Genomic DNA, 20,651 nt, shown 5'->3' with positions numbered 1-20,651 from the left:
TTCCTCAGTTCCAGTCGAGGCCGCCGCGGCGCCACACGTAGATGTACGCGAAGCCCAGCGTTGCGACGAACAGCACGATCTCCACCAGCCCGAACAGGCCGAGCTTGTCGGCCGCTACGGCGAACGGGTAGAGGAAGACCATTTCGATGTCGAACAAGATGAACAGCATCGCCGTCAGGTAGTAGGCGACGGGCATGCGCCCACCACCCACGACCGGCTGCGGGCTCGGCTCGATGCCGCACTCGTACGCGTCGAGCTTCGCCTTGTTGTAGCGGCGGGGTCCGATGTACGGCGCTGCGGTCACCGAGAACAGTGCGAACGCCCCGGCGAGCGCGAACATCAATACGAGGGGGAGGTAAGGGTCAAGCACGCTCCGTCGTCCTTTCCTCGCGGTCGACCGCACCCTAAGGGTGTTGTTCTCCGACTCGTTTGTTAGGCGAACCTAACAAACGCTTGTGAAACAGTTCACAAGCTAGTTCAGACTGTTGTGAAGTGATTCACAAGGTCGCTCGCCAGTGTAGAACGCCTGTAAATGACCTAGATCACAGGGTCTGACCTGGGGCTTTAACTTGCCCGTCACATGCGAAACGGCACCGGCTCGTATTGAGCCGGTGCCGTCACCTATTCGGAGTAATTTAAGCGGTCGGAGCGAGCTTCGTCGCGGCCACGATCAGCTTGTCCATTGCGTCGCCGTCCTTGGGGTCGTAGAGGCCCGCGAGCAGCTTGAGCACGAGTTTCATCAGGCGTTTCCGCGGCATTCCGTACTTCGTTGCGGTCCGCATGATCGCCGGGTTACCGATGAGCTTCGAGAAGACGTTGCCCAAACGGTAGTAACTGCCGAGCGCCTCTTCGATCCTCACCGGGTAGCCGTGGAGCGCTCGTTCACGGTTGACGCCGGTGCGCGCGAGGGCCTGGACGATGGACTCGGACGCGATCTTGGCCGACTCCATGGCGTAGCCGATGCCCTCGCCGTTGAACGGGTTGACCATGCCGCCGGCGTCACCGACGAGCACGAGGCCCGCCCGGTAGTGCGGCTTGCGGTTGAGGCCCATGGGGAGCGCGGCGCCGCCGATGCGGCTCGTCGCGTTCTCCTCGCGGAAGCCCCACTCCTCCGGGGTGGCGTCGAGCCATGACCGCAGCAGCTGGCGGTAGTCCGTGGTGCCGTAGGCCTTCGACGTGCTCAGGATGCCGAGGCCGACGTTCACGGTGCCGTCGCCCATGCCGAAGATCCAGCCGTAGCCGGGCAGCAGCTTGCCGTCCGGGGCCCAGAGCTCCAGGTGGGACTCGAGGTAGTCGTCCTTGGACCGGGGGCTCTCGTAGTAGCGGCGAACCGCCACGCCCATGGGCTTGGCGTCGTCCTTCTGCAGGCCGACGCTGAGGGCGAGCCGTGCGGACACGCCGTCGCAGCCGACGACGATCGGCGCCCGGTAGGTGACCGGGTTCTTTTCCGGTCCCTGCTTGGCTTCGACGCCGACGACCCGGCCGTTCTCGATGATGGCCTTGGTGACGGTGGTGTGCTCGTGCATCCGCGCGCCGGCCGCCTTCGCGGCGTTGGCCAGCATCTCGTCGAAGTCCATCCGGGGACGGACCACGCCGTAGTTCGGGAACGTGGCCAGGTCAGGCCAGTCGAGCTCCATCGTGACGCCGCCGCCTACCACGCGCAGGCCCTTGTTGTGCAGCCAGCCGGCGCTCTCGCGGGTGTCGATGCCAAGGTCGATCAGCTGCTTGACGCCCCGGGGGGTGAGGCCGTCGCCGCAGACCTTCTCCCGGGGGAAGGTGCTCTTCTCGAGGAGCAGGACGTCGAGGCCTGCCCTGGCGAGGTAGGTGGCCGCGGTCGAGCCCGCCGGTCCCGCGCCCACGACGATGACGTCGGCGTCCTCGTTGATCCCGCGCCTGCTCATCCAGACTCCCTAACGTGTGCCGTGACTCCTCCGCGAGCCTAACCGGACGTTGCTGAGGGTTCTGGGCGCTGGGGTCCTGGGTGCCTACTCGGCGGCGGGCTTCGGCTTCGTCGCTCGGTGCAGGGCGACCATGCCGCCGGTCAGGTTGAACCACGCCACGTCCTCCCAGCCCGCCTGCGAGATGAGCTCGCCCAGCGCGCGCTGGTTCGGCCACGAAGCCATCGACTCGGCCAGGTAGGAGTACGCGACCGGGTTCGACGAGACGAACTTCGCGATCAGCGGCAGGAGCTTGAGGAGGTAGCGCATGTAGACGAAGCGGAAGGGCTTCCAGACCGGGGTCGAGACCTCGCAGATGACCATGCGGCCGCCCGGCTTGGTGACGCGGGCCATCTCGCGGAGGGCGGCGACCGTGTCGTTGAAGTTGCGGATGCCGAAGGACACCGTGACCGCGTCGAAGGAGTCGTCCTTGAACGGGAGGCGCAGCGCGTCGGCGGCCACCTTCGGGACCGGTCGGTGGGCACCGGAGGCGAGCATGCCGACGGAGAAGTCCGCCGCCACGCACCAGGCGCCCGAGGCCGCGTACTCGACGGTGGAGACGGCGGTGCCCGCGGCGAGGTCGAGGACCTTCTCGCCGGGGCGGGCGTCGAGCACCCGGCGGCTCCACTCCCGCCAGCGGCGGTCGAAGCCCAGCGTCATGACCGAGTTCGTGCGGTCGTAGCCCTTGGCCACGCCGTCGAACATCTCGGCTACTTCGCGTGGGTTCTTGTCCAGGCCGGCTCGCGACATGTCATGAGAGTAGGTCAGGGGTGCTGAGATCTTCTTCAGGGCACCTTCAGCGCGGTGAGCATGCCGCCCACCGCCGCGTGCCAGGGGTACTGCTCGGCTCGGGCGCGCGCCGCCTCGCGCGAGCCCGTGCGCAGGAGGGCCGTGGCCGCCGTCGCGAAGGCTTCGGCGTGGTCCTGGACCGCGGCGCCGCAGGACGGTTGGACGATCTCCTTCAGGGCGCTGCTCTGGCTGACGACCACCGGGGTGCCGCTGGCCAGGGCTTCGAGGGCGGCCAGGCCGAACGTCTCGTGCGGGCCCGGTGCCAGGGAGAGGTCGGCCGAGGCGAGCAGGTCGGCCACGTCCAGGCGCGACTTCACGAAGCCCAGGAACGTGACGGGGAGGCCCGCCGCCCGCTTCTCCAGGAACGCTCGCCGGGGGCCGTCGCCCGCGATGACCAGACGCGCCGAGTGGCCCTGTTCGTGCAGTTCGGCGAGGGTGTCGACGGAGCGTTCGACGTGCTTCTCCGGGGAGAGGCGGCCGCAGTGGATCAGCAGGTTCTCGGCGCCCCGCAGGAGGTCCTTGCGGAGGTCCGCCGAGTGGCGGGCCGGGGTGAACGTCGTCAGGTCCACGCCGAGCGGGACCTGGGCGACGTTCGTGGCGCCGATCCGGTCGAACTCCTCGCGGGCGAACCCGGTCGTGCAGACGACCGTGTCGTAGGACGCGGCCATCCGGCGGTTCGCCCAGTCCGCGCCCCGTTCGGCCGGGGTCTCCGGGAGCACGAAGCGGAGCAGGCGGTCGAGGCGTTCGTGGGAGATGACGATGTTCGGGATGCCGCGTTCGGTGGCCCAGGCGCCCATGCCGCGCAGGGTGAGGCGGTCGGAGACCTCCAGCCGGTCCGGCTTCAGGCCGTTCAGCAACGCCTTGACGCGCCACGGGTCGACCACCCGGTAGCCGCCGGTGTACGGGATCTTCAGCGCGGGCAGGGTGATCCGCCTCACGCCGCCGGCGAGTTGCTCGTCGGCGTGCCGCGGGCCGGGCACGACCAGGACCACCTCGTGGCCCAGCTGGGCGTACCCGGTGCCGAGGTGGTGCAGCGCCGTGCGGAGGCCGCCCGACTTGGGCCCGTAGAAGTTGGCGAGCTGAACGATCCTCAAGCGGCCGCCTGGTGCGTCAGTCCGATCACCGCGGCGTAGTGACCCATCAGCTGGTCGCAGATCGCCGGCCACGTCCTGGTCAGGACGGACTTGCGGGCGGCGAGGCCGAACCGCTTGCGCAGCAACGGGTCGCGCAGCAGGTCCACGTACTGGGTGATGTCGTCCTCGAAGAGGTAGCCGGTGCGGCCGTGGCGGACCAGGTCGCGCGGGCCGCCCGCGTTCGGCGCGAGCACCGGCAGGCCGGTGGCCAGAGCCTCCTGGACGGCCTGGCAGAACGTCTCGTGCGGGCCCGTGTGGATGAAGACGTCGAGGGAGGCGTAGGCCTCGGCCAGTTCCTGGCCGGTGCGGAAGCCCAGGAACTCGGCGTTCGGCATGTCCTTCTCGAGCTGCTCGCGGTCCGGGCCGTCGCCGACGATGCGGAGCTTCACGCCGGGCAGGTCGTGGAGTTCCTTCAAGCGGTGGACCTGCTTCTCCGGAGCCAGCCGGCCGACGAAGCCGATGGTCAGCTCGTCGTTGTGCCGGGGGCGCGGGTGGAAGAGGTCGATGTCGACGCCCCGGCCCCAGCGGTGCACGCGCGGAACACCGTGCTGTTCCAGTGCCTCCACCGCCGAGCTGGACGGCGCGAGCGTGCGGTCCGCCAGCGTGTGCAGGCGTTTGGTCCACCGCCACGCGGCGCGCTTGGTGAGGCCGAGGCCGTAGTTGCCGGCGAAACCCGCGACGTCGGTCTGGTAGACGGCGACGGTGGGCACGTCGAGCTTGCGCGCCGCTCTGAGCCCGTAGGCGCCGAGGACGAACGGGGACGCGAGGTGCACGACGTCCGGCTGGAAGTCGGCGAGGGCGTGCAGCACTCTCGGGCCCGGCACGCCGATGGGAAGACTCGTCACCAGCGGCACGTCGACGGAGGGGACTCTGACGACGGGCGTGCCATGGTGCTCGTCGGCACCCGCGCCCGGCGCAACGACCATCGCCTGATGTCCGTTGCGGCGCAGGTGCTCCAGAACCCGGAGCACCGAGTTGGTGACTCCGTTCACCTGGGGCAGGAAGCTCTCGGTCACGATCGCTACGCGCACAAGCACACCTTGAGGTGCTCGCATGAAGTCCGCGTGACGCGTGATTTGACGTGGACGGAACACCTCACGTCGTGGCCAGGTGATCGTCGATTCGTCATCTGCGCTTAGGTTCCCGGTCATCAGACGCGGTGAAACTAGGCCAGCATGACCGTCTTGTCGTCCCGTCCCGCGCACCCGGTAGACCCCGGCCTGGTGTCCATCGCGCTGGAAGTGGCCGGTCGCCTGGCGAACGACGCTTCGGACGTCATCATGGCCACCGCCGGCCGCGGCGTGCGTCCCGACTCCGACGAGTCACCGTTCGACTGGGTCACCGACACCGACCGCACCCTGGAACGCCACACCCGCCGCGTGCTCACGTCCGAGTTCCCCGCGATCCCGGTGTTCTGCGAGAACTCCGACGACGTCACGGGCGACTCCGAGTACCGCTGGGTCGTCGATCCCGTCGACGGCACCGCCAACTACACGGCCGGAATGCCTTGGTGCGCCTACAGCCTGGCCCTGGTGGACCGCTGGGGTCCGGTCGTCGGCGTCGTCGCTGACCCGTACCGCTCGCAGATCTACGCCGCCGCACGGGGCCGTGGCATGCGTGCGAACGGCACGCCCGTGCGTCTGACCGAACGCCAAGGCGACTCTCTGGTCGTGTGCACCGAGATGACCCGCACGGGGCCGTGGCCCGGCATGGGCGAGTTCATCTCCACAGCCGCGATAGCAGGCACGGGCGTGCGCGTTCTCGGGTCCAAGTGTCTGGCCGTCGCTCAGGTGGCGTTGGGTCACGTCGCCGCCGCCGTGCTGCACGGCTACCACGAGTGGGACGTCGCCGGTGCCGTGTCACTGGCCGTGGAGTCGGGTGCGGTCGTGCTGGACAGACGCGGGGCAGGTGCGTCGTTGCCCGTGGACGGTCTGCTGGTCGCCGCTCCGGACGTGGCCGACGAGGTGCTGTCGTGGTGGCAGTCGGCGCTTCAGGTCGACACGCTTCAGGTCGAGAGCTGAGGAAGCTGCTTCTCCAGCACTTCGAGGTGCGTGCGCGCCTCGTCGAGCTCGGGGTGGTCGAACATCTGCAACGCCACCCGCCCGACCTCGTTCTCGAACGCGTGGAAGTCGTGCGTGGCCTTGAGCAACCGCTGGTAGACGGGGTGCTTCTGGTCGACCGCGCCGAGCGCCCGGCCCAGCTGCGCGATGCCGCGCACGTCGTCGAGCTCGGTGGCCAGCTGCTCGCTGATCCGCTGCAGCCACTCCTTGGCGGGCGAGTTCGGCACGGTCTGCACGGCCGCGGCGACCCTGCGCGTCGACTCGGCGCACCGCTCGACCAGGTCCGACCACATGTCGTAGGGCTGCTGCGGGAACGGCGGGTGCACGGGGTGCGGCGGCGTGTAGCGGGGGCGCTGGGCCGCCTTGCGGATGGCGCCCACGATCGTGCCCAGGACCGCGCCCGGGATGCCGCCGAACAGGAAGGAGGTGAACGCGATCGCGATGAAGGTGATGAAGGCCGAGGTCGGTTTGTCGCTGGGGGTCGTCACGTCGACGACCGTGACGAGGACGCCCATGAGCAGGGTGCCGATCAGGGCACCCCAGACAGCTGAACGGACGACGACCATGCCGTCGATCGTGCCACGAGCAGGACGTTCCTGCGGGTGTTTCCTGAGGAGCGGGCGCGCGCCTGTCAGGTTCAGGCGTCGAAGTCGACCGTCACGCACTCGCTCGTCGGCAGGGCCTGGCAGGTGAGCACGAAGCCCGCGTCCACCTCGGACGCGTCCAGCGCGTAGTTCCGCCGCATCTCGACGGTGCCCTCGGTGACCAGCGCCCGGCACGTGCCGCACACCCCGCCCTTGCAGGCGAACGGCAGGTCAGCGCGCACCCGCTGGGCCGCGTCCAGGATCGGTTCGTCGGCCGGCAACGGCAGCGTGGTCGACTTGCCGTCCAGCACGACCGTGACCGAGGCGGCCGCTTCGATCACGGCTTCCTGGCGGCGGGGCGGAGGCGGGGGCTCGTCCACGTAGAAGAGCTCGTGGTGGACGTGTTCGGGGGCCACGCCACGGTCGCGCAGCACGGCGGTGGCGTCCTGGACCATCTCGTAGGGGCCGCACAGCCACCACTCGTCGATGGCGTCGAACGGGACGACGCTGCCGAACAGGGCGGTGAGCTTCTCGGCGGTGAGGCGGCCGGTGAAGAGTTCCACGTCCCTCGGTTCGCGGGACAGGACGTGGATCAGCTGGAACGTGGCCGGGTAGCGGTCCTTCAGGTCGGCCAGCTCGTCGGCGAACATGACCGTGTTGGTGCTGCGGTTGCCGTACATCAGGGTCACGCGGGCGCCGGTGGCGAGGACCGTGGCCGCGATCGACAGCGCCGGGGTGATGCCGGAGCCCGCGACCACCAGGCCGTGGTGGGTGCCGGTGCCGGACGGGGTGAACTTGCCCAGCGGTGGCAGGACTTCCAGCACGTCGCCCACGGCCACGCGGTCCACCAGCCACGTCGAGAACTGGCCGCCTTCGACGCGGCGGACGCCGATGCGCGGGGCGGCGCCGGTGGGGGCGCAGATCGAGTACGAGCGGCGTTCGTCGCCCTGGCGCAGCGTCAGGTACTGGCCCGCGGTGAAGGCGAAGTCGGCGGCCAGGTCCGAGGGCACGTCGAAGGTGACGGCCACGGCGTCGTCGCAGAGGCGGTCGACGCTCGCGACGGTGAGCTTGTGGAAGGCGGCTCGGCGCGACAACTCAGATCTCCTTGACGTGCTCGAACGGTTCGGCGCAGGCGTGGCAGCGGCGCAGGGCCTTGCACGCGGTCGAGCCGAAGCGCGAGATCTCCGAGGTGTTCGGGGAGCCGCACTGCGGGCACGAGACCTGGCGGGACGGCGGGACGAGGTTCAGCGGGACCGGGCCCGCCGCCACCGGGCCGATGCGGGACGGGGGTGCGATGCCGGCCTCGGCCAGCTTCGAACGGCCCTCGTCGCTGATCCAGTCCGTGGTCCAGGCCGGGGACAGCGACAGCCGCACCTCGACGTCCTCGTAGCCCGCGCCCCGCAACGAACGGCGCAGGTCGGCACCCATCTCGTCGATCGCGGGGCAGCCGGAGTAGGTCGGGGTGATCGTGACGACGACGCGGCCGTCGGCCTCGGACACGTCGCGCAGCACGCCGAGGTCGGCGAGCGTGAGGACCGGGAGCTCCGGGTCCCGCACGGCCGACGCGACCTCCAGTGCCGTCGTCACCAGACCGCTCCGGGCAGCGAGCGGTGCAGGTGCTGCATCTCGGCGAGCAGGTAGCCCATGGCCTCGGTGTGCACGCCGTCGCGGCCCGCCATGCCGGCCACGCGGGCGGCCTTCGTGTCCGTCGGGCGCTTCAGACCGGCGGCGTCCAGCACGGCACCGAGCACACCGTCCACTTCGGACCGCAGCGACGCCGGGTCCACGGCGACACCGGCCAAAGTGGCTTCCACGGCATGCGTCGCGAACAGCTCGTCCACGAACGGCCACACGCGGTCCAGGCCCGCCTGCATGCGGCGGTGCGACTCGTCGGTCCCGTCGCCGAGCCGGACGGTCCACTGGGCGGCGTGGTCGCGGTGGTACGCGAGTTCCTTGAGGCCCTTCTCGGCGATCGCCTTCAGCACCGGGTCGGCCGAGCCCCGCAGACGGGAGAACAGCGCGAGGCGCCAGGAGGAGAACACCAGCAGGCGCGCGATGGTCGTCGCGAAGTCGCCACCGGGTCCGGGGCCGCAGTCGATCTCGGCCAGGTGCACGTTGCGGAACTCGCGTTCGTCGCGCAGGTACGCGAGCGCGTCCTCGTCCCGCCCGAGCACCTCGCCGGCGCGCGTCAGCAGCATCCGGGCCTGGCCGAGCAGGTCGAGGGCGATGTTGGCGAGCGCGATGTCCTCTTCCAGCTCCGGAGCGCGCGAGCACCACTCCGACAGGCGCTGGGAGTAGATCAACGCGTCGTCGCCGAGCATCAGGCAGTACGCGGCGAGGGCTTCGCGGTCGACACCGGCGGAGAACTCGCGGTCGACGCCGGACAGGGCCTCCGAGAAGCCCGTACCGAACGCCCAGTGCGCGTCCTCGCCGCCCAGCAGCGACTCGTAGGCGTTGTCGAAGCTCATAGGTGCGGCACGTCCTCGGGAATCGCGTAGAACGTCGGGTGCCGGTAGACCTTGTCCCCCGCCGGCGCGAAGAACGGGTCCTTCTCGTCCGGCGACGACGCGGTGATCGACGTGGCGGGCACGACCCAGATCGACACGCCCTCGTTGCGGCGCGTGTAGACGTCACGGGCGTTGCGCAGCGCCATCTCGGCGTCCGGCGCGTGCAGCGAACCGACGTGCACGTGGTTCAGGCCGCGCTTGCCCCGCACGAACACTTCCCACAGCGGCCAAGACGTGCTCACGCGGCACCTTCCTTACGTACAGCGGTCTTGGCGGCGTGCGCGGCCGCGGCCTCGCGGACCCACGCGCCGTCCTCGTGCGCCTTGCGGCGGTGGGCGATGCGCTGCTCGTTGCAGACGCCGCCACCCTTGACGACCTGCCAGAACTCGTCCCAGTCCGGCTGACCGAAGTCGTACTCGCCGCGCTCCTCGTTCCACCTGATCTCTGGGTCGGGGAACGTCACGCCGAGCGCCTCGGCCTGCGGCATGCTCATGTTCACGAACTTCTGCCGCAGCTCGTCGTTCGTGTCGCGCTTGATCCGCCACGCCATGGACTGCTCGGTGTTCGTCGACTCGGCGTCCGGCGGGCCGAACATCATCAGCGCCGGCCACCACCAGCGGTTCACCGAGTCCTGGACCATGTCGCGTTGCTGCTGCGTGCCGCGCATCATCGTCATCAGCAGCTCGTAGCCCTGCCGCTGGTGGAACGACTCTTCCTTGCAGATGCGGATCATGGCGCGCGCGTACGGCCCGTACGACGTGCGGCAGAGCGGCACCTGGTTGCAGATCGCGGCGCCGTCGACCAGCCAGCCGATCACGCCGACGTCGGCGAACGTGAGCGTCGGGTAGTTGAAGATCGACGAGTACTTCTGGCGGCCTTCGATGAGCTTGGTCGTCAGGTCCTCGCGGTCGGCGCCGAGCGTCTCGGTCGCCGAGTACAGGTACAGGCCGTGACCGGCCTCGTCCTGCACCTTCGCCAGCAGGATCGCCTTGCGCCGCAGCGAGGGCGCGCGACTGATCCAGTTGCCCTCGGGCTGCATCCCGATGATCTCGGAGTGCGCGTGCTGGGCGATCTGCCTGATCAGGGTCTTGCGGTAGCCGTCGGGCATCCAGTCGCGCGGCTCGATGCGCGCTTCGGCCTGCACGGTGCGCTCGAAGCGCAGCTCCAGGTCATCCGCCATGCCCCGATGTTACACCCGGGTGCCGAATCTGCGTAGAACTGTCACAACTGCCGCGATGACGATCCAGACGGACACGAGGAACGTTCCGACGGGCAACAAGCTGAGCACCGCCGTGCGTCCGGCGACGCGCACCAGTTCGGGGTTCGTCTGGTCGTACTCGACCCTCACGTTGTCCCCGACGGCGAGCCCGGCCGGGTAGAGCACGCCTTGAGACGGGATGATCACGCGCCCGTCCGGTGTGGCGTAGCGCACAACCGTGCGGTTGAAGGCGACGGAGTCGACCTGTGCGACCGCCTGCCCCATCGACTTCTCGATGGCCACGTCGTCCCGCCAGCACGCGATGGGCAAGAGCACGCACACGAGCGTGATCACGCCACCGACGACGAACAACGTCTTGCAGACCGCACGGCGGACGCGCACACCGCGGGGCGTCTTGGTCACTGCGTCCTCCACCACAACTGAGAAGTCTAGAGCCGGGCGGATGCCGCGCTTTCAGGTTGAGGTCCATACAGTCGGACTGTGACCTCAGCACCGACATCGCGAGCACGGCAGCGAATCCGCGTCCGGTCGAGGCAGGACACCGCCGGTGACCTGCTCGGACTGCTGCCGTCGCCGGAGCACGCCCTCGCGTGGGTGCGCGACGGGTCCGGTCTGGTCGGCTGGGGCGAGGCAGCGCGGTTCGAGGTCAGCGGCCCCGACCGGTTCGCACAGGCGGACAAGTGGTGGCAGGAGTTCTGCGCGCACCTCGACGTGGACGACTCGCTGGGCGTGCCGGGCAGCGGACCTGTGGCTTTCGTCTCGATGGCCTTCGCCGACGAGCCGGGCGACTCGGTGCTGATCGTGCCCGAGGTGGTCGTCGGCCGCCGCAACGGCGAGCAGTGGGTCACCACCATCGGCGCCTCGGACCCGTCTCCTTATGTCCCGCCTTTGTCACGGCCTTCGTCCGTCCGCTACTCGAACGGTCAGCTGCCGGTCACGCAGTACCGCGAGGCCGTGCGCTCGGCGGTGGCGCGGATGCGGGCAGGCGAGTTGGACAAGGTGGTGCTCGCCCACGACCTGCTGGCCGTCACGGACCGGCCACTCGACCAGCGGTTCGTGCTGCAGGGGCTCGCGCGGCGCTACCCGGAGTGCTGGTCGTACGCCGTGGACGGACTGGTCGGCGCCACGCCTGAGCTGCTGCTGCGCCGCACCGGGTCCGTGGTGGACTCGCGGGTGCTCGCCGGGACCACGTGGCCGCACGACGGGATCTCGGACGAGGAGCTCGCGTCGGCGCTGATGTCGTCGGAGAAGAACCTCGAGGAGCACGACTACGCGATCCGGTCGCTGGCGGACACGTTGCGGCCTTTTTGTACGACGATGTCGGTCGAGGGGCCTTCGGTTTTGCGGTTGCCCAACGTCTCGCACCTGTCTTCGGACGTGATCGGGACGCTGGAGGACTCGACCTCGCTGCTGCGGCTCGGGGAGGCGGTGCATCCGACTGCCGCCGTGGGTGGGACGCCTCGGTTGGACGCCACTCGGTTGATCTCGCAGCTGGAGGGGATGGATCGCGGGCGGTACGCCGGGCCCGTGGGGTGGATCGACGGGAACGGGGACGGCGAGCTCGGGATCGCTTTGCGGTGTGCGCAGATCTCGGGGTCGACGGCTCGGTTGTTCGCCGGGTGCGGGCTGGTGGCCGACTCGGATCCGGACATCGAGGTGCAGGAGGCGCACGCGAAGATGCGGCCTATGCGTGAGGCGCTCGAAGGGCTCTAGCCACGAAGTCCGCCTTGCCCGCCGTGTAGGCCTCACGGTCGTGGCCCAGTTCTTCGGCCAGCCGGCGTTTGAGGTCTTCGTACTGCTGGGCGAGGTGCCTGTCGTTCCTCAGCGCGTCCCGGAAGCGGAGCTGGGCGGCCCACCTCGGGTGGCCTGCCTGGATCACGTGGAGGTGCGCTTCCCGTCGTTGGCCGGTGGGGTCCGGTTTGACGAAGAAGCGGCGGTACGGGTGGTTGTCGAGCTCTGGTGGCACGTAGGCCCAGCCGTGGGCGGCCAGCAGGGCGATCGGGGTAGTGTCCAGGCTGTCCACCGAGGCCATGAGGTCGACGATCGGTTTGGCGGCCAGACCGGGGACGGACGTCGAACCGATGTGCTCGACGCCGTCGACCAGCCAGGGGGCGAGCACCTCGGTCAGGCTCGCCGCCTCCGTTCGTGCCCGCTGCGCCCACGCCGGGTCGTGCGAGCAGACCTCCGCCCGTTCGAAGGCCCAGGGCGGTGTCAAAGGCGCTCGACGAACGTGCTCCAGGCCGAGGTGCTGAACGCCAGCACCTCGCCCGCCGGGTTCTTCGAGTCGCGGACACGGGCGTCGTGGGCGAGCGAGACCTCGATGCACTCGCCTTCCGGCGTGCCGTTGCTGTAGCTGCTCTTACGCCAAGCGCGGTCCTGGAGCATGGAGGTCCTCTCGCGGCAGGTTGACGTAGTCCGCCAACTTCCTCCGCGATTGTTCCGCATCCAAGGCGACCTCGGCCAAGCGATCGAAGATCAGCCTCGTGCGCGCTATCGCCCCTCGGTCCTGCACGAACACCTGGGTCAGATCGGTCTCGGCGTACGCGATCGGCATGGCCTTCTCGTACTCCCACAGCAGGATGCCTGCCGAGTTCACGAGCACGTCAGCAGGCACGACGCGGACGATGTGGGCGTTGAAGAACAGGTGGAGGTACTGGTCCGCCATGACCTGGTCGTCGCCGAACTGCTGCCTCAGCGCCAGTTCGTGGACGTAGAACAAGCAATCGGGCCGGCCGTGCTTCTTCAGGATCGCCTGGCGGTCGATTCTCGCCTGCACCAGCGGTGAGATCTGCTCGTCGAGGGTCATCCCGGCCGCGCGGCAGAGGCACTCGGCGTACCGCGAGGTCTGCAGGAGTCCGGGCACCGTCAGCGTGTTGTAGCTGAAGATCTTCGTGGCCGTGGACTCCGCCATCGCGACGGTGCGCAGGTTGCCGGGCAACTGGACGATGTACTCCTCGAAGGCGTTTCGGTAGCGGCGTTTGAAGTCCTCGAAGTAGTCGAGGTCCTTGCCGCACATCGTGAGGAACTGGACCAGGTCGATCTCGCTCGGCCGGGCCTTGCCGTGCTCGATGGTGGAGACCTTGCTGGGGTCCCAGCCGAGGCGGGAGGCCACCTCGTGCCCTTTGAGGTCGGTGCAGGATTCGCGCAACCGGCGCAGTTCGTCGCCCAGATCCCGGCTGTACGCGGTGGACGGTGTGCTGTGGGCCATAGCCATCGACGCTATGACTTGGACTTATTCCACGATACGGGCTCGTTCGGGTGAAAACGGATCAGCCATGCGGGCCGCCGCTGATGTAGATGACCTGGCCCGTCACGTAGTCGGCGTCCTCTGCTGCGAAGAACAACACGGCCCGTGCGATGTCATGAGGCGTGCCGACGCGGCCGCGCGGGATCGACTGGCGCATCACCTCGACGTGCTCGTCCAGCGTGCGGTTGCGGCGGGCGGCGGAGACCTTGGTCATCTCCGTGACGATCACGCCGGGGCCGATGGCGTTCACGGTGATGCCGTGCGGGGCCAGGTCCAGGGCGGTGGCTCGGGTGAAGCCCTCGATGCCCGCCTTGGCGGCCACGTAGTTGGCGCGGTCGCTGTCCACGAGGGCGGAGATGCTGGAGATGTTGACGATCCGGCCCCAGCCCGAGGAGCGCATGGCCGGGGCGGTGGCCTTGAGCAGCAGGAACGCGCCGCGCAGGTGGGTGTTGACGACGTCGTCCCAGTCGGACAAGGGCATGTCGAGGACGTGGTTGTCGCGGGCGAAGCCGGCGTTGTTGACCAGGATCTCGACCGCGCCCAGCTCCGCGACCACCTGGTCGACGGCCGCGGTCACGGTGTCCGGGTCGCTGATGTCGGCGAGCACGGACAGGGCTGTGCCGCCGGACGACCTGATCTCGTCGGCTACGGCGTGCACCGCGTCCGACCGGTCGAGCAGGGCCACGCGGTGGCCTAGGGCTGCCAGGGCGGAGGCCGTTCCGGCGCCGATTCCGGAGCCGGCGCCGGTGACGAGCGCGACGCGAGAGTTCATCTCTTGATCGTGCTCGTCACCGGGAGCCGGGGCCACTCAGTTACTTGTGGGCGTCCAGGAGCTGGTGGGTCAGGTCGATCTTGGCGCGCGACTTCGGGGCTACGGGCACCGAGTTGGACTTCGCGGCCACGTCAGCAGAACGTCCCGGCGCCTCGGCCGGCTTGCCCTTGGTGAAGAGCCAGGTCTGGAACAGCTGGTCCAGCTGCTGGCCGGAGATGCGCTCGGCGAGGGCGATGAACTCCTCGATCGTGGCGTCCGAGTACTTCTTCTCCGCGACCCACGTGCGCAGGATCTCGAAGAACTTCTCGTCGCCGACGGCCACGCGCAGGGCGTGCACGGCCAGGGCGCCGCGGTCGTAGACGGCACCGTCGAACACCGCGCCGGCACCGGGGTCGCCGGGCAGCACGTTCCAGAACGCGCTGTCGGCCGGGTAGGAGTCGTAGGTGAAGTCGGCGTTCTCCTGGGCCGTGCCCTCACCGATGTGCTCGGACCACAGGAACTCCGCGTAGGAGGCGAAGCCCTCGTTCAGCCAGATGTCGCGCCAGTGGTGGACCGACACGGAGTCGCCGAACCACTGGTGGGCGTTCTCGTGCGCGACGACGTAGGTGTTGGCGCCGCGGCGGAAGAAGGCCGTGTCGTAGGTCGAGCGGGTCTGGTTCTCCAGCGCGTAGCCGAGGTCGGGCGTCACGACGCCGCCCTGCGCCTCGAACGGGTACGGGCCGAAGTTCTCCGACAGGAACTCGACGACCTCGGGCGTGCGCTCGACGCTCGCCTTGGCCGCGTCGGAGTTGTCGCCCAGGCGCTCGGAGTACGCGTTGACGTACGGCTGGCCGGACGGGGTGGTGCCCTGACGGAGCTCGAACTGGCCGATCGTCAGGAACGTCAGGTAGGTGGCCTGCGGCTTGGTGCTGCGCCAGTTCCACCGGGTGTAGCCGTTGATCTGCCGGGTCTGGCCGACGAACGTGCCGTTCGAGATGGCCTCGACGCCGTTCGGGACGGCCACGTTGACGTCGAAGGTGGCCTTGTCGGTCGGGTGGTCGTTGGACGGGAACCACCAGGAGGCGATCTCCGGCTCACCGATGGCCAGCGCGCCGTCGGTGGTCTTCGTCCACGCCGTGAAACCGTTGCGGTCCTTCACGGTCGACGGGCTGTCGGCGTACGTGACGACGATGGTCAGGTCCTGGCCCTTGCGCACGCCACCGCGCGGGGTGAGCGTGAGCTCGCCGTCGTCGGAGACGAACGACGACGGCACGTTGTTCACCCGCACCGACTTCACCTTGAGCAGGAAGTCGAGGTTGAACTGCGTGAGGTCCTGGGTGGCCTTCGCCAGGATCGTCGTGGTGCCCGACAGCTGGTCGCCGTTCGGGTTGTAGTTGAGCCTGATGTCGTAGTGGGAGACGTCGTACCCACCGTTGCCGTAGGTCGGGAAGTACGGGTCGCCTGCGCCAGGTGCGCCAGGAGACGCCGCCAGCGCCGTCCCCGCGAAGAGCGTCATCGCGGCCGCGGACGCCACCGCGGCCGTCGCCTTGGTTCTGATCGACATGCGGCGGACGCTATCCAGACGATCTTGGACGAGCCACCGACTTCCGTAGGTTTCCTACCTGCTGAAAACCATTGACACAGTCGACTTGAGACGTTGGTGCAGCGCGCGTAGTTCGTCACGTTTTGCCTGCACTTCGACCACTTGGAGGCCTTTCGGTGCCGCAATCGCGCTACGGAACTCCTCCCGGCTGTCCACTGTGGAGTGTGGAATTCGGTAGCCCGCGCACAAAGCGGTCAGATCCGTCCCGTGCGGAGTGCCGAAAATCCTCTCGAAGCTCGCGTCGTACTCCGGAGCGCCTTGTTCCAGCAACGAGAAGATGCCGCCCCCGTCGTCGTTGAGCACGACGAGCGTGAGGTCCGGCAGGCGGTCGGCGAGCAGGCCGTTGCTGTCGTGCAGGAACGTCAGGTCGCCCATCAACGCGAACGACGGCCCGTCGTGCCGCAGCGCCAGGCCGATCGCCGTGGACACGCTTCCATCGATGCCCGCGGCACCCCGGTTGGCGTGCACGGCGACGTCCGGCCGCCGCTCGCCCGCGAAGTCGACGTCGCGGATCGGGTTGGAAGAGCCCACGAACAGCAGCGACCCCGACGGCATCGCCTGGGTGAGGTCGCGGGCGACGTGCAGCCCGGTCGGCCACGGCTCGGCGTCGAGCAGGTCGTCGACGGCCACGCTGACGTTCTTCACCGCGCTCTGCCACGTCTGGAGCCACTCGCCGTCGAGCGCCTGCGGCTCGGGCAGCCAGGTGGACGCGCGGGTGGCGGTGAACTGGACGTCCGGCCACTGCGCCTGGTCCCCGACCGCGTGCACGATCGGAGTGCTTCCCAGCAAGGCCTGCTGGCCCCGCGACAGCGTGACGCGGCCGACGACCAGCACCGCGTCGGGCCGCAGGTGCTCCGGCAGGCCCGCGTTGAGCAGCAACGACCCGTGCCGCAGCCCGCCGGGCGCGGTCGGTTCGGCGATCACCGGCCAGCCCAGCCGCGACGCCTTCAGCAGCCGTTCCGGCCGGTCGTCGCCGAGCAGCACCAGCGTGCGGGCGGGGAGGTCCGAGGCGCGCGTCTCGACGGTGAACGTGCGGTCCGTCTCCGTCCACGGGCCGCGCTCCGACTCCGGCCACGCGGTGTCGGACGGCGTGAGCGGCGGCCGGAAGGGCACGTTGACGTGCGACGGGCCGTTCGTGGCGATCGCCCGGCAGACCAGCGACCGCGTGACGGCCTCGTCGGCGCCCTCCGGCATGTGCAGGGTGGGGATGCCGAGCACGTCGTGCTGGTTGATCGTCTGGCTGGAGCCGGTGCGGTACAGGTCGACCGGGCGGTCCGCGGTCAGCGCGATCAACGGCACGTTCGTCAGCTGGGCCTCGATGACGGCGGGGTGCAGGTTCGCGACGGCCGTGCCGCTGGTGCACGTCACCACGGCCGGCTCACCGGTCTTGGCGAGCCCCAGCGCGAGGAATCCGCCACTGCGCTCGTCGATCCGCACGTGCACCGTGAGCAGGCCTTTCTGCTCGGCCTGGTGCAGCGCGAACGACAGCGGGGCGTTGCGCGAACCGGGGCACAGCACGACGTGCCGCACGCCGTTGCGCACCAGCTCGTCGACGATCACCCTCGCGTGCGCAGTTGACCCGTTCATCCCTCAATTGTCACCGGACGCGCTGAGAGGTCGCCCGCTGGTCTCAGCCGTGGCCGCCTAGAGTCTCGGACCGTGGCAGATCAGGAGCTCTTCGACCCGTCGTTGTGGAAGCCGATCGAGGGCTTCGACTTCACCGACGTCACCTACCACCGCGCGCTCGACCAGGGCACGGTCCGCATCGCGTTCAACCGGCCCGAGGTGCGCAACGCGTTCCGGCCGCACACGGTGGACGAGCTGTACCGGGCGCTGGACCACGCGCGGATGTCGTCGGACGTCGGGTGCGTGCTGCTGACCGGCAACGGGCCGAGCGCCAAGGACGGCGGTTGGGCCTTCTGCAGTGGTGGTGACCAGCGGATTCGTGGTCGCAGCGGCTACCAGTACGCCTCCGGTGAGACGGCCGAGACCGTCGATCCGGCGCGGGCGGGCCGGTTGCACATCCTGGAGTGCCAGCGCTTGATCCGGTTCATGCCGAAGGTCGTCATCGCGGTCGTGCCGGGGTGGGCCGCGGGTGGCGGGCACAGCCTGCACGTCGTGTGCGACCTCACGATCGCGAGCGCCGAGCACGCGAAGTTCAAGCAGACGGACGCGGACGTCGGCTCGTTCGACGGCGGCTACGGGTCGGCGTACCTGGCGCGGCAGGTCGGGCAGAAGTTCGCCCGCGAGATCTTCTTCCTCGGCCGCACGTACTCCGCCGAGGACATGTACAAGATGGGCGCGGTCAACGAGGTCGTGCCGCACGCCGAGCTCGAGACGACGGCGCTGCAGTGGGCGCGCGAGATCAACGGCAAGTCGCCGACGGCTCAGCGGATGCTCAAGTACGCGTTCAACCTGATCGACGACGGCCTGGTGGGGCAGCAGCTCTTCGCCGGCGAGACGACCCGGCTCGCGTACATGACCGACGAGGCCGTCGAGGGCCGCGACAGCTTCCTGGAGAAGCGCGACCCCGACTGGTCGAACTACCCGTACTACTTCTGAGTTCCGGGGCAGGTGCACATGCTCGACGAACTGCGCGCGGCGCTGACCGGCGGCGAACCGCTGGTGGACGGCCCGCTGGACGGCTGGGAGAAGCGGGCCGTGCTCGGCGTGCCCACCTCCGGGTCGACCGGCGAGCCCAAGACGGTGCTGCTCGACGCGGACGCGCTGACGACGTCCGCGGAGGCCACCCACGAGCGGCTCGGCGGGCCCGGCACGTGGCTGCTGGCGTTGCCGATGGGCCACATCGCGGGCGCGCAGGTGCTGGTGCGGTCGATCGTCGCCGGCACCACGCCCGGCGTGCTCGAACTGGCGGGCGGCTTCCGCGCGATGGGCTTCGCGCACGCCGCCCGGCCGGTGCTCGCCCAGCCCGGCCGCCACTACACCGCCCTCGTGCCCACGCAGCTCTCGCGGCTGATCGTGACCGAGGGACCGGGGCTGGAGGCGCTGCGGCAGTTCGACGGCGTGCTGATCGGCGGGGCCGCCACCCCGCCGAAGCTCCTGCAGCAGGCGCGCGCTCTGGGCGTGCAGGTCGTCACGACGTACGGCATGAGCGAGACCGCCGGCGGCTGCGTGTACGACGGCGAGGCCCTGCGGGGCGTGTCGGTGCGCACCGACGACGTGATCGAGATCAGCGGTCCGGTGCTGGCGCTGGGGTACCGCGGGGCTGCGGAACCGTTCGGCGAGTGGTTCCGGACCGGGGACCTCGGGCGGGTGCTCGACGGCAGGCTGGAGGTGCTCGGGCGCGCGGACGACGTGATCGTCACGGGCGGCGAGAAGGTGCCTCCGGTGCTGGTGGAACGGGCCCTGGCGACCGTGGACGGCGTGCTGGAGGCGTGCGTCGTGGGCGTGCCGGACGACGAGTGGGGTGCCGTGGTGGCCGCCGCGGTCGTGACGCGCGGGGTGGAGCCGTCGGTCGACGAGCTGAAGGCCGCGGTGGCCGAGGCCGTGGGACGGGCGGCGGCGCCGAAGCTGGTGCGGTTCGTGCACGAGCTGCCGTTGCGCGGGCCCGGCAAGGTCGACCGGACGGCCGTCGGCGCCCTTTTTAGGTGAACCTTTACCGCTGAGGACAACTCTCCCCGCGAAGCGCACGAACTCAGGCCGTGCGCGCTAGCGATGGGGGTTTCTTCATGCGCTACCTGTTACCGCTGGTCGCCGGAGCCGCCTTGGTGGCCGGGCTGGCGTCACCCGCCCAGGCGGCACCCGCCACGAACGAGTGGTCCGCTGACGTCAGCGGCCGCGCGGTCACGTGGGGCGGTTCGCCACGCACGGGCTTGATCGAGCTCGGCACGCACAGACTCGCTCAGCCCGCCAACGCGGTCACGGCGGCGGTGACCGGCGACGGCGTCGTCGACGTGCGCGGTCTGCGTGCGGACGGGCAGTGGACCGAGTGGCTGGAGGCGCCGGCGACCCAGCCGGTGGTCCTGCCGGTGACCACGTCCACGATCGAGACGCGCGTCGTTTTGAGCAGTGGCAAGGCTTCCCGTGTGAAGCTGACGGCCACGCAGGCTCCCGCGACGGTGGCCGCCGACGACGTTTCCGTTGCGGCCGCTGGACGTTCGTACCGCGTGTACGCCACGCGCGAGGGTCTGGTCGGCGGCACCACGGCGAACGGGCACGTGATCCGGTCGCGCGACCACTTCGTGGCGTTGCCGTCGCGGCGTGGGCTGGCCAACAAGAACTCCGGCAACTACAGCGTGCAGGTGTGCGCGTCGAACGGCCGTTGCGAGTGGGCTCCGGTGTGGGACGTCGGCCCGTGGAACACCAAGGACGACTACTGGAACCCGGCCGCCACCCGGCAGATGTGGAAGGACCTGCCGCAGGGCAAGCCCGAAGCGCAGGCCGCGTACGAGGACGGCTACAACGGCGGCAAGGACGAGTTCGGCCGCAAGCCCGCGAACCCGGCCGGCATCGACCTCGCCGACGGCACGTTCTGGGACGGCCTCAAGCTCACCAACAACGCCTGGGTGACCGTGACGTACCTGTGGACGGGCTCCGGTCCTCTCGGGACGGTGCGCACCTCCGCGGCCAACGGCACGGTGAACGTCCGCAGCGGCGCGAACTCCTCGTCCTCGCAGGTGGGTCTGGCCGCGAACTACGCGCAGGTCAGGGTGACCTGCCAGCTCACCGGTGAGTCGGTGTCGGGCACGCAGGGCACGTCGAACGTCTGGTACCGCATCGCCTCCGGCAAGCACATCGCCAAGGCGTACACCGCGGGTGTGTCCGGCGCACCTGCCTGCTGATACACCCCTTCGGCGGGTC

At 69.6% G+C, this 20,651-nt stretch carries 23 protein-coding genes; 5 read left to right on the top strand and 18 right to left on the bottom strand.

The annotated features are described in order from the left end of the window. Nucleotides 1–4: 4 nt before the first annotated feature. From ACFWNN_RS21690 to ACFWNN_RS21670, 5 genes are all read right to left on the bottom strand, one after another. On the bottom strand, nucleotides 5–370 hold the full coding sequence (locus tag ACFWNN_RS21690; protein ID WP_363778714.1) for an NADH-quinone oxidoreductase subunit A: 366 nt from the start codon (nucleotides 368–370) through the stop codon (nucleotides 5–7). A 265-nt stretch (nucleotides 371–635) separates the two neighbouring features. Beyond that, nucleotides 636–1,901, bottom strand: coding sequence for a geranylgeranyl reductase family protein (locus tag ACFWNN_RS21685; protein WP_382441720.1), 1,266 nt, complete (start codon nucleotides 1,899–1,901; stop codon nucleotides 636–638). Between the two features lie 84 nt (nucleotides 1,902–1,985). After that, nucleotides 1,986–2,687, bottom strand: a complete 702-nt coding sequence (locus tag ACFWNN_RS21680; protein ID WP_382441719.1) for a demethylmenaquinone methyltransferase — start codon at nucleotides 2,685–2,687, stop codon at nucleotides 1,986–1,988. A gap of 35 nt (nucleotides 2,688–2,722) precedes the next feature. Next, a complete protein-coding gene (locus ACFWNN_RS21675) occupies nucleotides 2,723–3,820 on the bottom strand; it encodes a glycosyltransferase (protein ID WP_382441718.1) in 1,098 nt (365 codons plus the stop codon). Then, the gene (locus tag ACFWNN_RS21670; RefSeq protein ID WP_382441717.1) at nucleotides 3,817–4,890 is read right to left on the bottom strand and encodes a glycosyltransferase family 4 protein; all 1,074 of its coding nucleotides are present in this window, start codon (nucleotides 4,888–4,890) and stop codon (nucleotides 3,817–3,819) included. The genes ACFWNN_RS21675 and ACFWNN_RS21670 overlap by 4 nt, the downstream gene beginning before the upstream one ends. A 144-nt stretch (nucleotides 4,891–5,034) precedes the next feature. On the opposite strand from ACFWNN_RS21670, the gene ACFWNN_RS21665 reads away from it, so the two are divergent. Further along, nucleotides 5,035–5,880, top strand: coding sequence for an inositol monophosphatase family protein (locus ACFWNN_RS21665; protein WP_382441716.1), 846 nt, complete (start codon nucleotides 5,035–5,037; stop codon nucleotides 5,878–5,880). Here ACFWNN_RS21665 and ACFWNN_RS21660 read toward each other — a convergent pair. The 7 genes from ACFWNN_RS21660 to ACFWNN_RS21630 form a co-directional block, all read right to left on the bottom strand. Next, the gene (locus ACFWNN_RS21660; protein WP_382441715.1) at nucleotides 5,865–6,485 is read right to left on the bottom strand and encodes a hypothetical protein; all 621 of its coding nucleotides are present in this window, start codon (nucleotides 6,483–6,485) and stop codon (nucleotides 5,865–5,867) included. The two genes, ACFWNN_RS21665 and ACFWNN_RS21660, sit on opposite strands and share 16 nt — an antisense overlap. A gap of 71 nt (nucleotides 6,486–6,556) precedes the next feature. Beyond that, nucleotides 6,557–7,597 (bottom strand): 1,2-phenylacetyl-CoA epoxidase subunit PaaE, encoded by a 1,041-nt coding sequence (paaE, locus tag ACFWNN_RS21655; protein ID WP_382441714.1) that lies wholly within the window; start codon nucleotides 7,595–7,597, stop codon nucleotides 6,557–6,559. Between the two features lies 1 nt (nucleotide 7,598). Next, nucleotides 7,599–8,090 carry a 1,2-phenylacetyl-CoA epoxidase subunit PaaD gene (gene paaD / locus ACFWNN_RS21650; protein ID WP_382441713.1) on the bottom strand — a complete coding sequence of 164 codons (492 nt, stop codon included), beginning with the start codon at nucleotides 8,088–8,090 and terminating at the stop codon, nucleotides 7,599–7,601. After that, entirely contained in the window at nucleotides 8,087–8,971 is an 885-nt protein-coding gene (paaC, locus tag ACFWNN_RS21645) for a 1,2-phenylacetyl-CoA epoxidase subunit PaaC (RefSeq protein ID WP_382441712.1), read from the bottom strand. The genes paaD and paaC overlap by 4 nt, the downstream gene beginning before the upstream one ends. Beyond that, nucleotides 8,968–9,252 (bottom strand): 1,2-phenylacetyl-CoA epoxidase subunit PaaB, encoded by a 285-nt coding sequence (paaB, locus tag ACFWNN_RS21640; RefSeq protein ID WP_285645464.1) that lies wholly within the window; start codon nucleotides 9,250–9,252, stop codon nucleotides 8,968–8,970. The genes paaC and paaB overlap by 4 nt, the downstream gene beginning before the upstream one ends. Then, nucleotides 9,249–10,190: a 1,2-phenylacetyl-CoA epoxidase subunit PaaA gene (gene paaA, locus ACFWNN_RS21635; RefSeq protein WP_382441711.1), complete on the bottom strand. Its 942-nt coding sequence runs from the start codon at nucleotides 10,188–10,190 to the stop codon at nucleotides 9,249–9,251. The genes paaB and paaA overlap by 4 nt, the downstream gene beginning before the upstream one ends. A 9-nt stretch (nucleotides 10,191–10,199) precedes the next feature. After that, on the bottom strand, nucleotides 10,200–10,631 hold the full coding sequence (locus tag ACFWNN_RS21630) for a DUF3592 domain-containing protein (RefSeq protein ID WP_382441710.1): 432 nt from the start codon (nucleotides 10,629–10,631) through the stop codon (nucleotides 10,200–10,202). 78 nt (nucleotides 10,632–10,709) lie between these two features. Between ACFWNN_RS21630 and ACFWNN_RS21625 the strand changes: the two genes are divergently transcribed. Beyond that, nucleotides 10,710–11,942, top strand: a complete 1,233-nt coding sequence (locus ACFWNN_RS21625; protein ID WP_382441709.1) for an isochorismate synthase MenF — start codon at nucleotides 10,710–10,712, stop codon at nucleotides 11,940–11,942. On the opposite strand, the gene ACFWNN_RS21620 is transcribed toward ACFWNN_RS21625, so the two are convergent. The 6 genes from ACFWNN_RS21620 to menD all read right to left on the bottom strand — a co-directional run bounded on the left by ACFWNN_RS21620 (nucleotide 11,914) and on the right by menD (nucleotide 17,417). Beyond that, nucleotides 11,914–12,444, bottom strand: a complete 531-nt coding sequence (locus ACFWNN_RS21620) for a GrpB family protein (protein ID WP_382441708.1) — start codon at nucleotides 12,442–12,444, stop codon at nucleotides 11,914–11,916. The genes ACFWNN_RS21625 and ACFWNN_RS21620 overlap by 29 nt on opposite strands. Continuing rightward, nucleotides 12,441–12,614, bottom strand: coding sequence for a DUF397 domain-containing protein (locus tag ACFWNN_RS21615; protein ID WP_382441707.1), 174 nt, complete (start codon nucleotides 12,612–12,614; stop codon nucleotides 12,441–12,443). The genes ACFWNN_RS21620 and ACFWNN_RS21615 overlap by 4 nt, the downstream gene beginning before the upstream one ends. Further along, nucleotides 12,589–13,437: a helix-turn-helix domain-containing protein gene (locus ACFWNN_RS21610; RefSeq protein ID WP_382441706.1), complete on the bottom strand. Its 849-nt coding sequence runs from the start codon at nucleotides 13,435–13,437 to the stop codon at nucleotides 12,589–12,591. Before ACFWNN_RS21610 ends, ACFWNN_RS21615 begins: the two co-directional genes overlap by 26 nt. Nucleotides 13,438–13,498: 61 nt before the next feature. Continuing rightward, complete coding sequence (locus ACFWNN_RS21605; protein ID WP_382441705.1) at nucleotides 13,499–14,248, bottom strand: SDR family NAD(P)-dependent oxidoreductase; 750 nt, start codon at nucleotides 14,246–14,248, stop codon at nucleotides 13,499–13,501. 40 nt (nucleotides 14,249–14,288) lie between these two features. Then, the gene (locus tag ACFWNN_RS21600; protein ID WP_382441704.1) at nucleotides 14,289–15,791 is read right to left on the bottom strand and encodes a M1 family metallopeptidase; all 1,503 of its coding nucleotides are present in this window, start codon (nucleotides 15,789–15,791) and stop codon (nucleotides 14,289–14,291) included. Nucleotides 15,792–15,845: 54 nt separating this feature from the next. Next, nucleotides 15,846–17,417, bottom strand: a complete 1,572-nt coding sequence (gene menD, locus ACFWNN_RS21595) for a 2-succinyl-5-enolpyruvyl-6-hydroxy-3-cyclohexene-1-carboxylic-acid synthase (protein WP_382441703.1) — start codon at nucleotides 17,415–17,417, stop codon at nucleotides 15,846–15,848. Nucleotides 17,418–17,489: 72 nt separating this feature from the next. Here menD and ACFWNN_RS21590 point away from each other — a divergent pair, with 72 nt between their 5' ends. The 3 genes from ACFWNN_RS21590 (at nucleotide 17,490) to ACFWNN_RS21580 (ending at nucleotide 20,632) form a co-directional block, all read left to right on the top strand. Next, nucleotides 17,490–18,392: a 1,4-dihydroxy-2-naphthoyl-CoA synthase gene (locus ACFWNN_RS21590; RefSeq protein ID WP_382441702.1), complete on the top strand. Its 903-nt coding sequence runs from the start codon at nucleotides 17,490–17,492 to the stop codon at nucleotides 18,390–18,392. Between the two features lie 18 nt (nucleotides 18,393–18,410). Then, on the top strand, nucleotides 18,411–19,442 hold the full coding sequence (menE, locus tag ACFWNN_RS21585) for an o-succinylbenzoate--CoA ligase (RefSeq protein WP_382441701.1): 1,032 nt from the start codon (nucleotides 18,411–18,413) through the stop codon (nucleotides 19,440–19,442). A 77-nt stretch (nucleotides 19,443–19,519) separates the two neighbouring features. Then, nucleotides 19,520–20,632 carry a hypothetical protein gene (locus ACFWNN_RS21580; protein ID WP_382441700.1) on the top strand — a complete coding sequence of 371 codons (1,113 nt, stop codon included), beginning with the start codon at nucleotides 19,520–19,522 and terminating at the stop codon, nucleotides 20,630–20,632. Nucleotides 20,633–20,651: the final 19 nt, after the last annotated feature.

The organism is Lentzea sp. NPDC058450 (assembly GCF_042721395.1).
GTDB lineage: Bacteria > Actinomycetota > Actinomycetes > Mycobacteriales > Pseudonocardiaceae > Lentzea.
The sequence above is the reverse complement of the archived record's forward strand: the minus strand, read 5'-3'. Positions and strand labels throughout refer to the sequence as shown.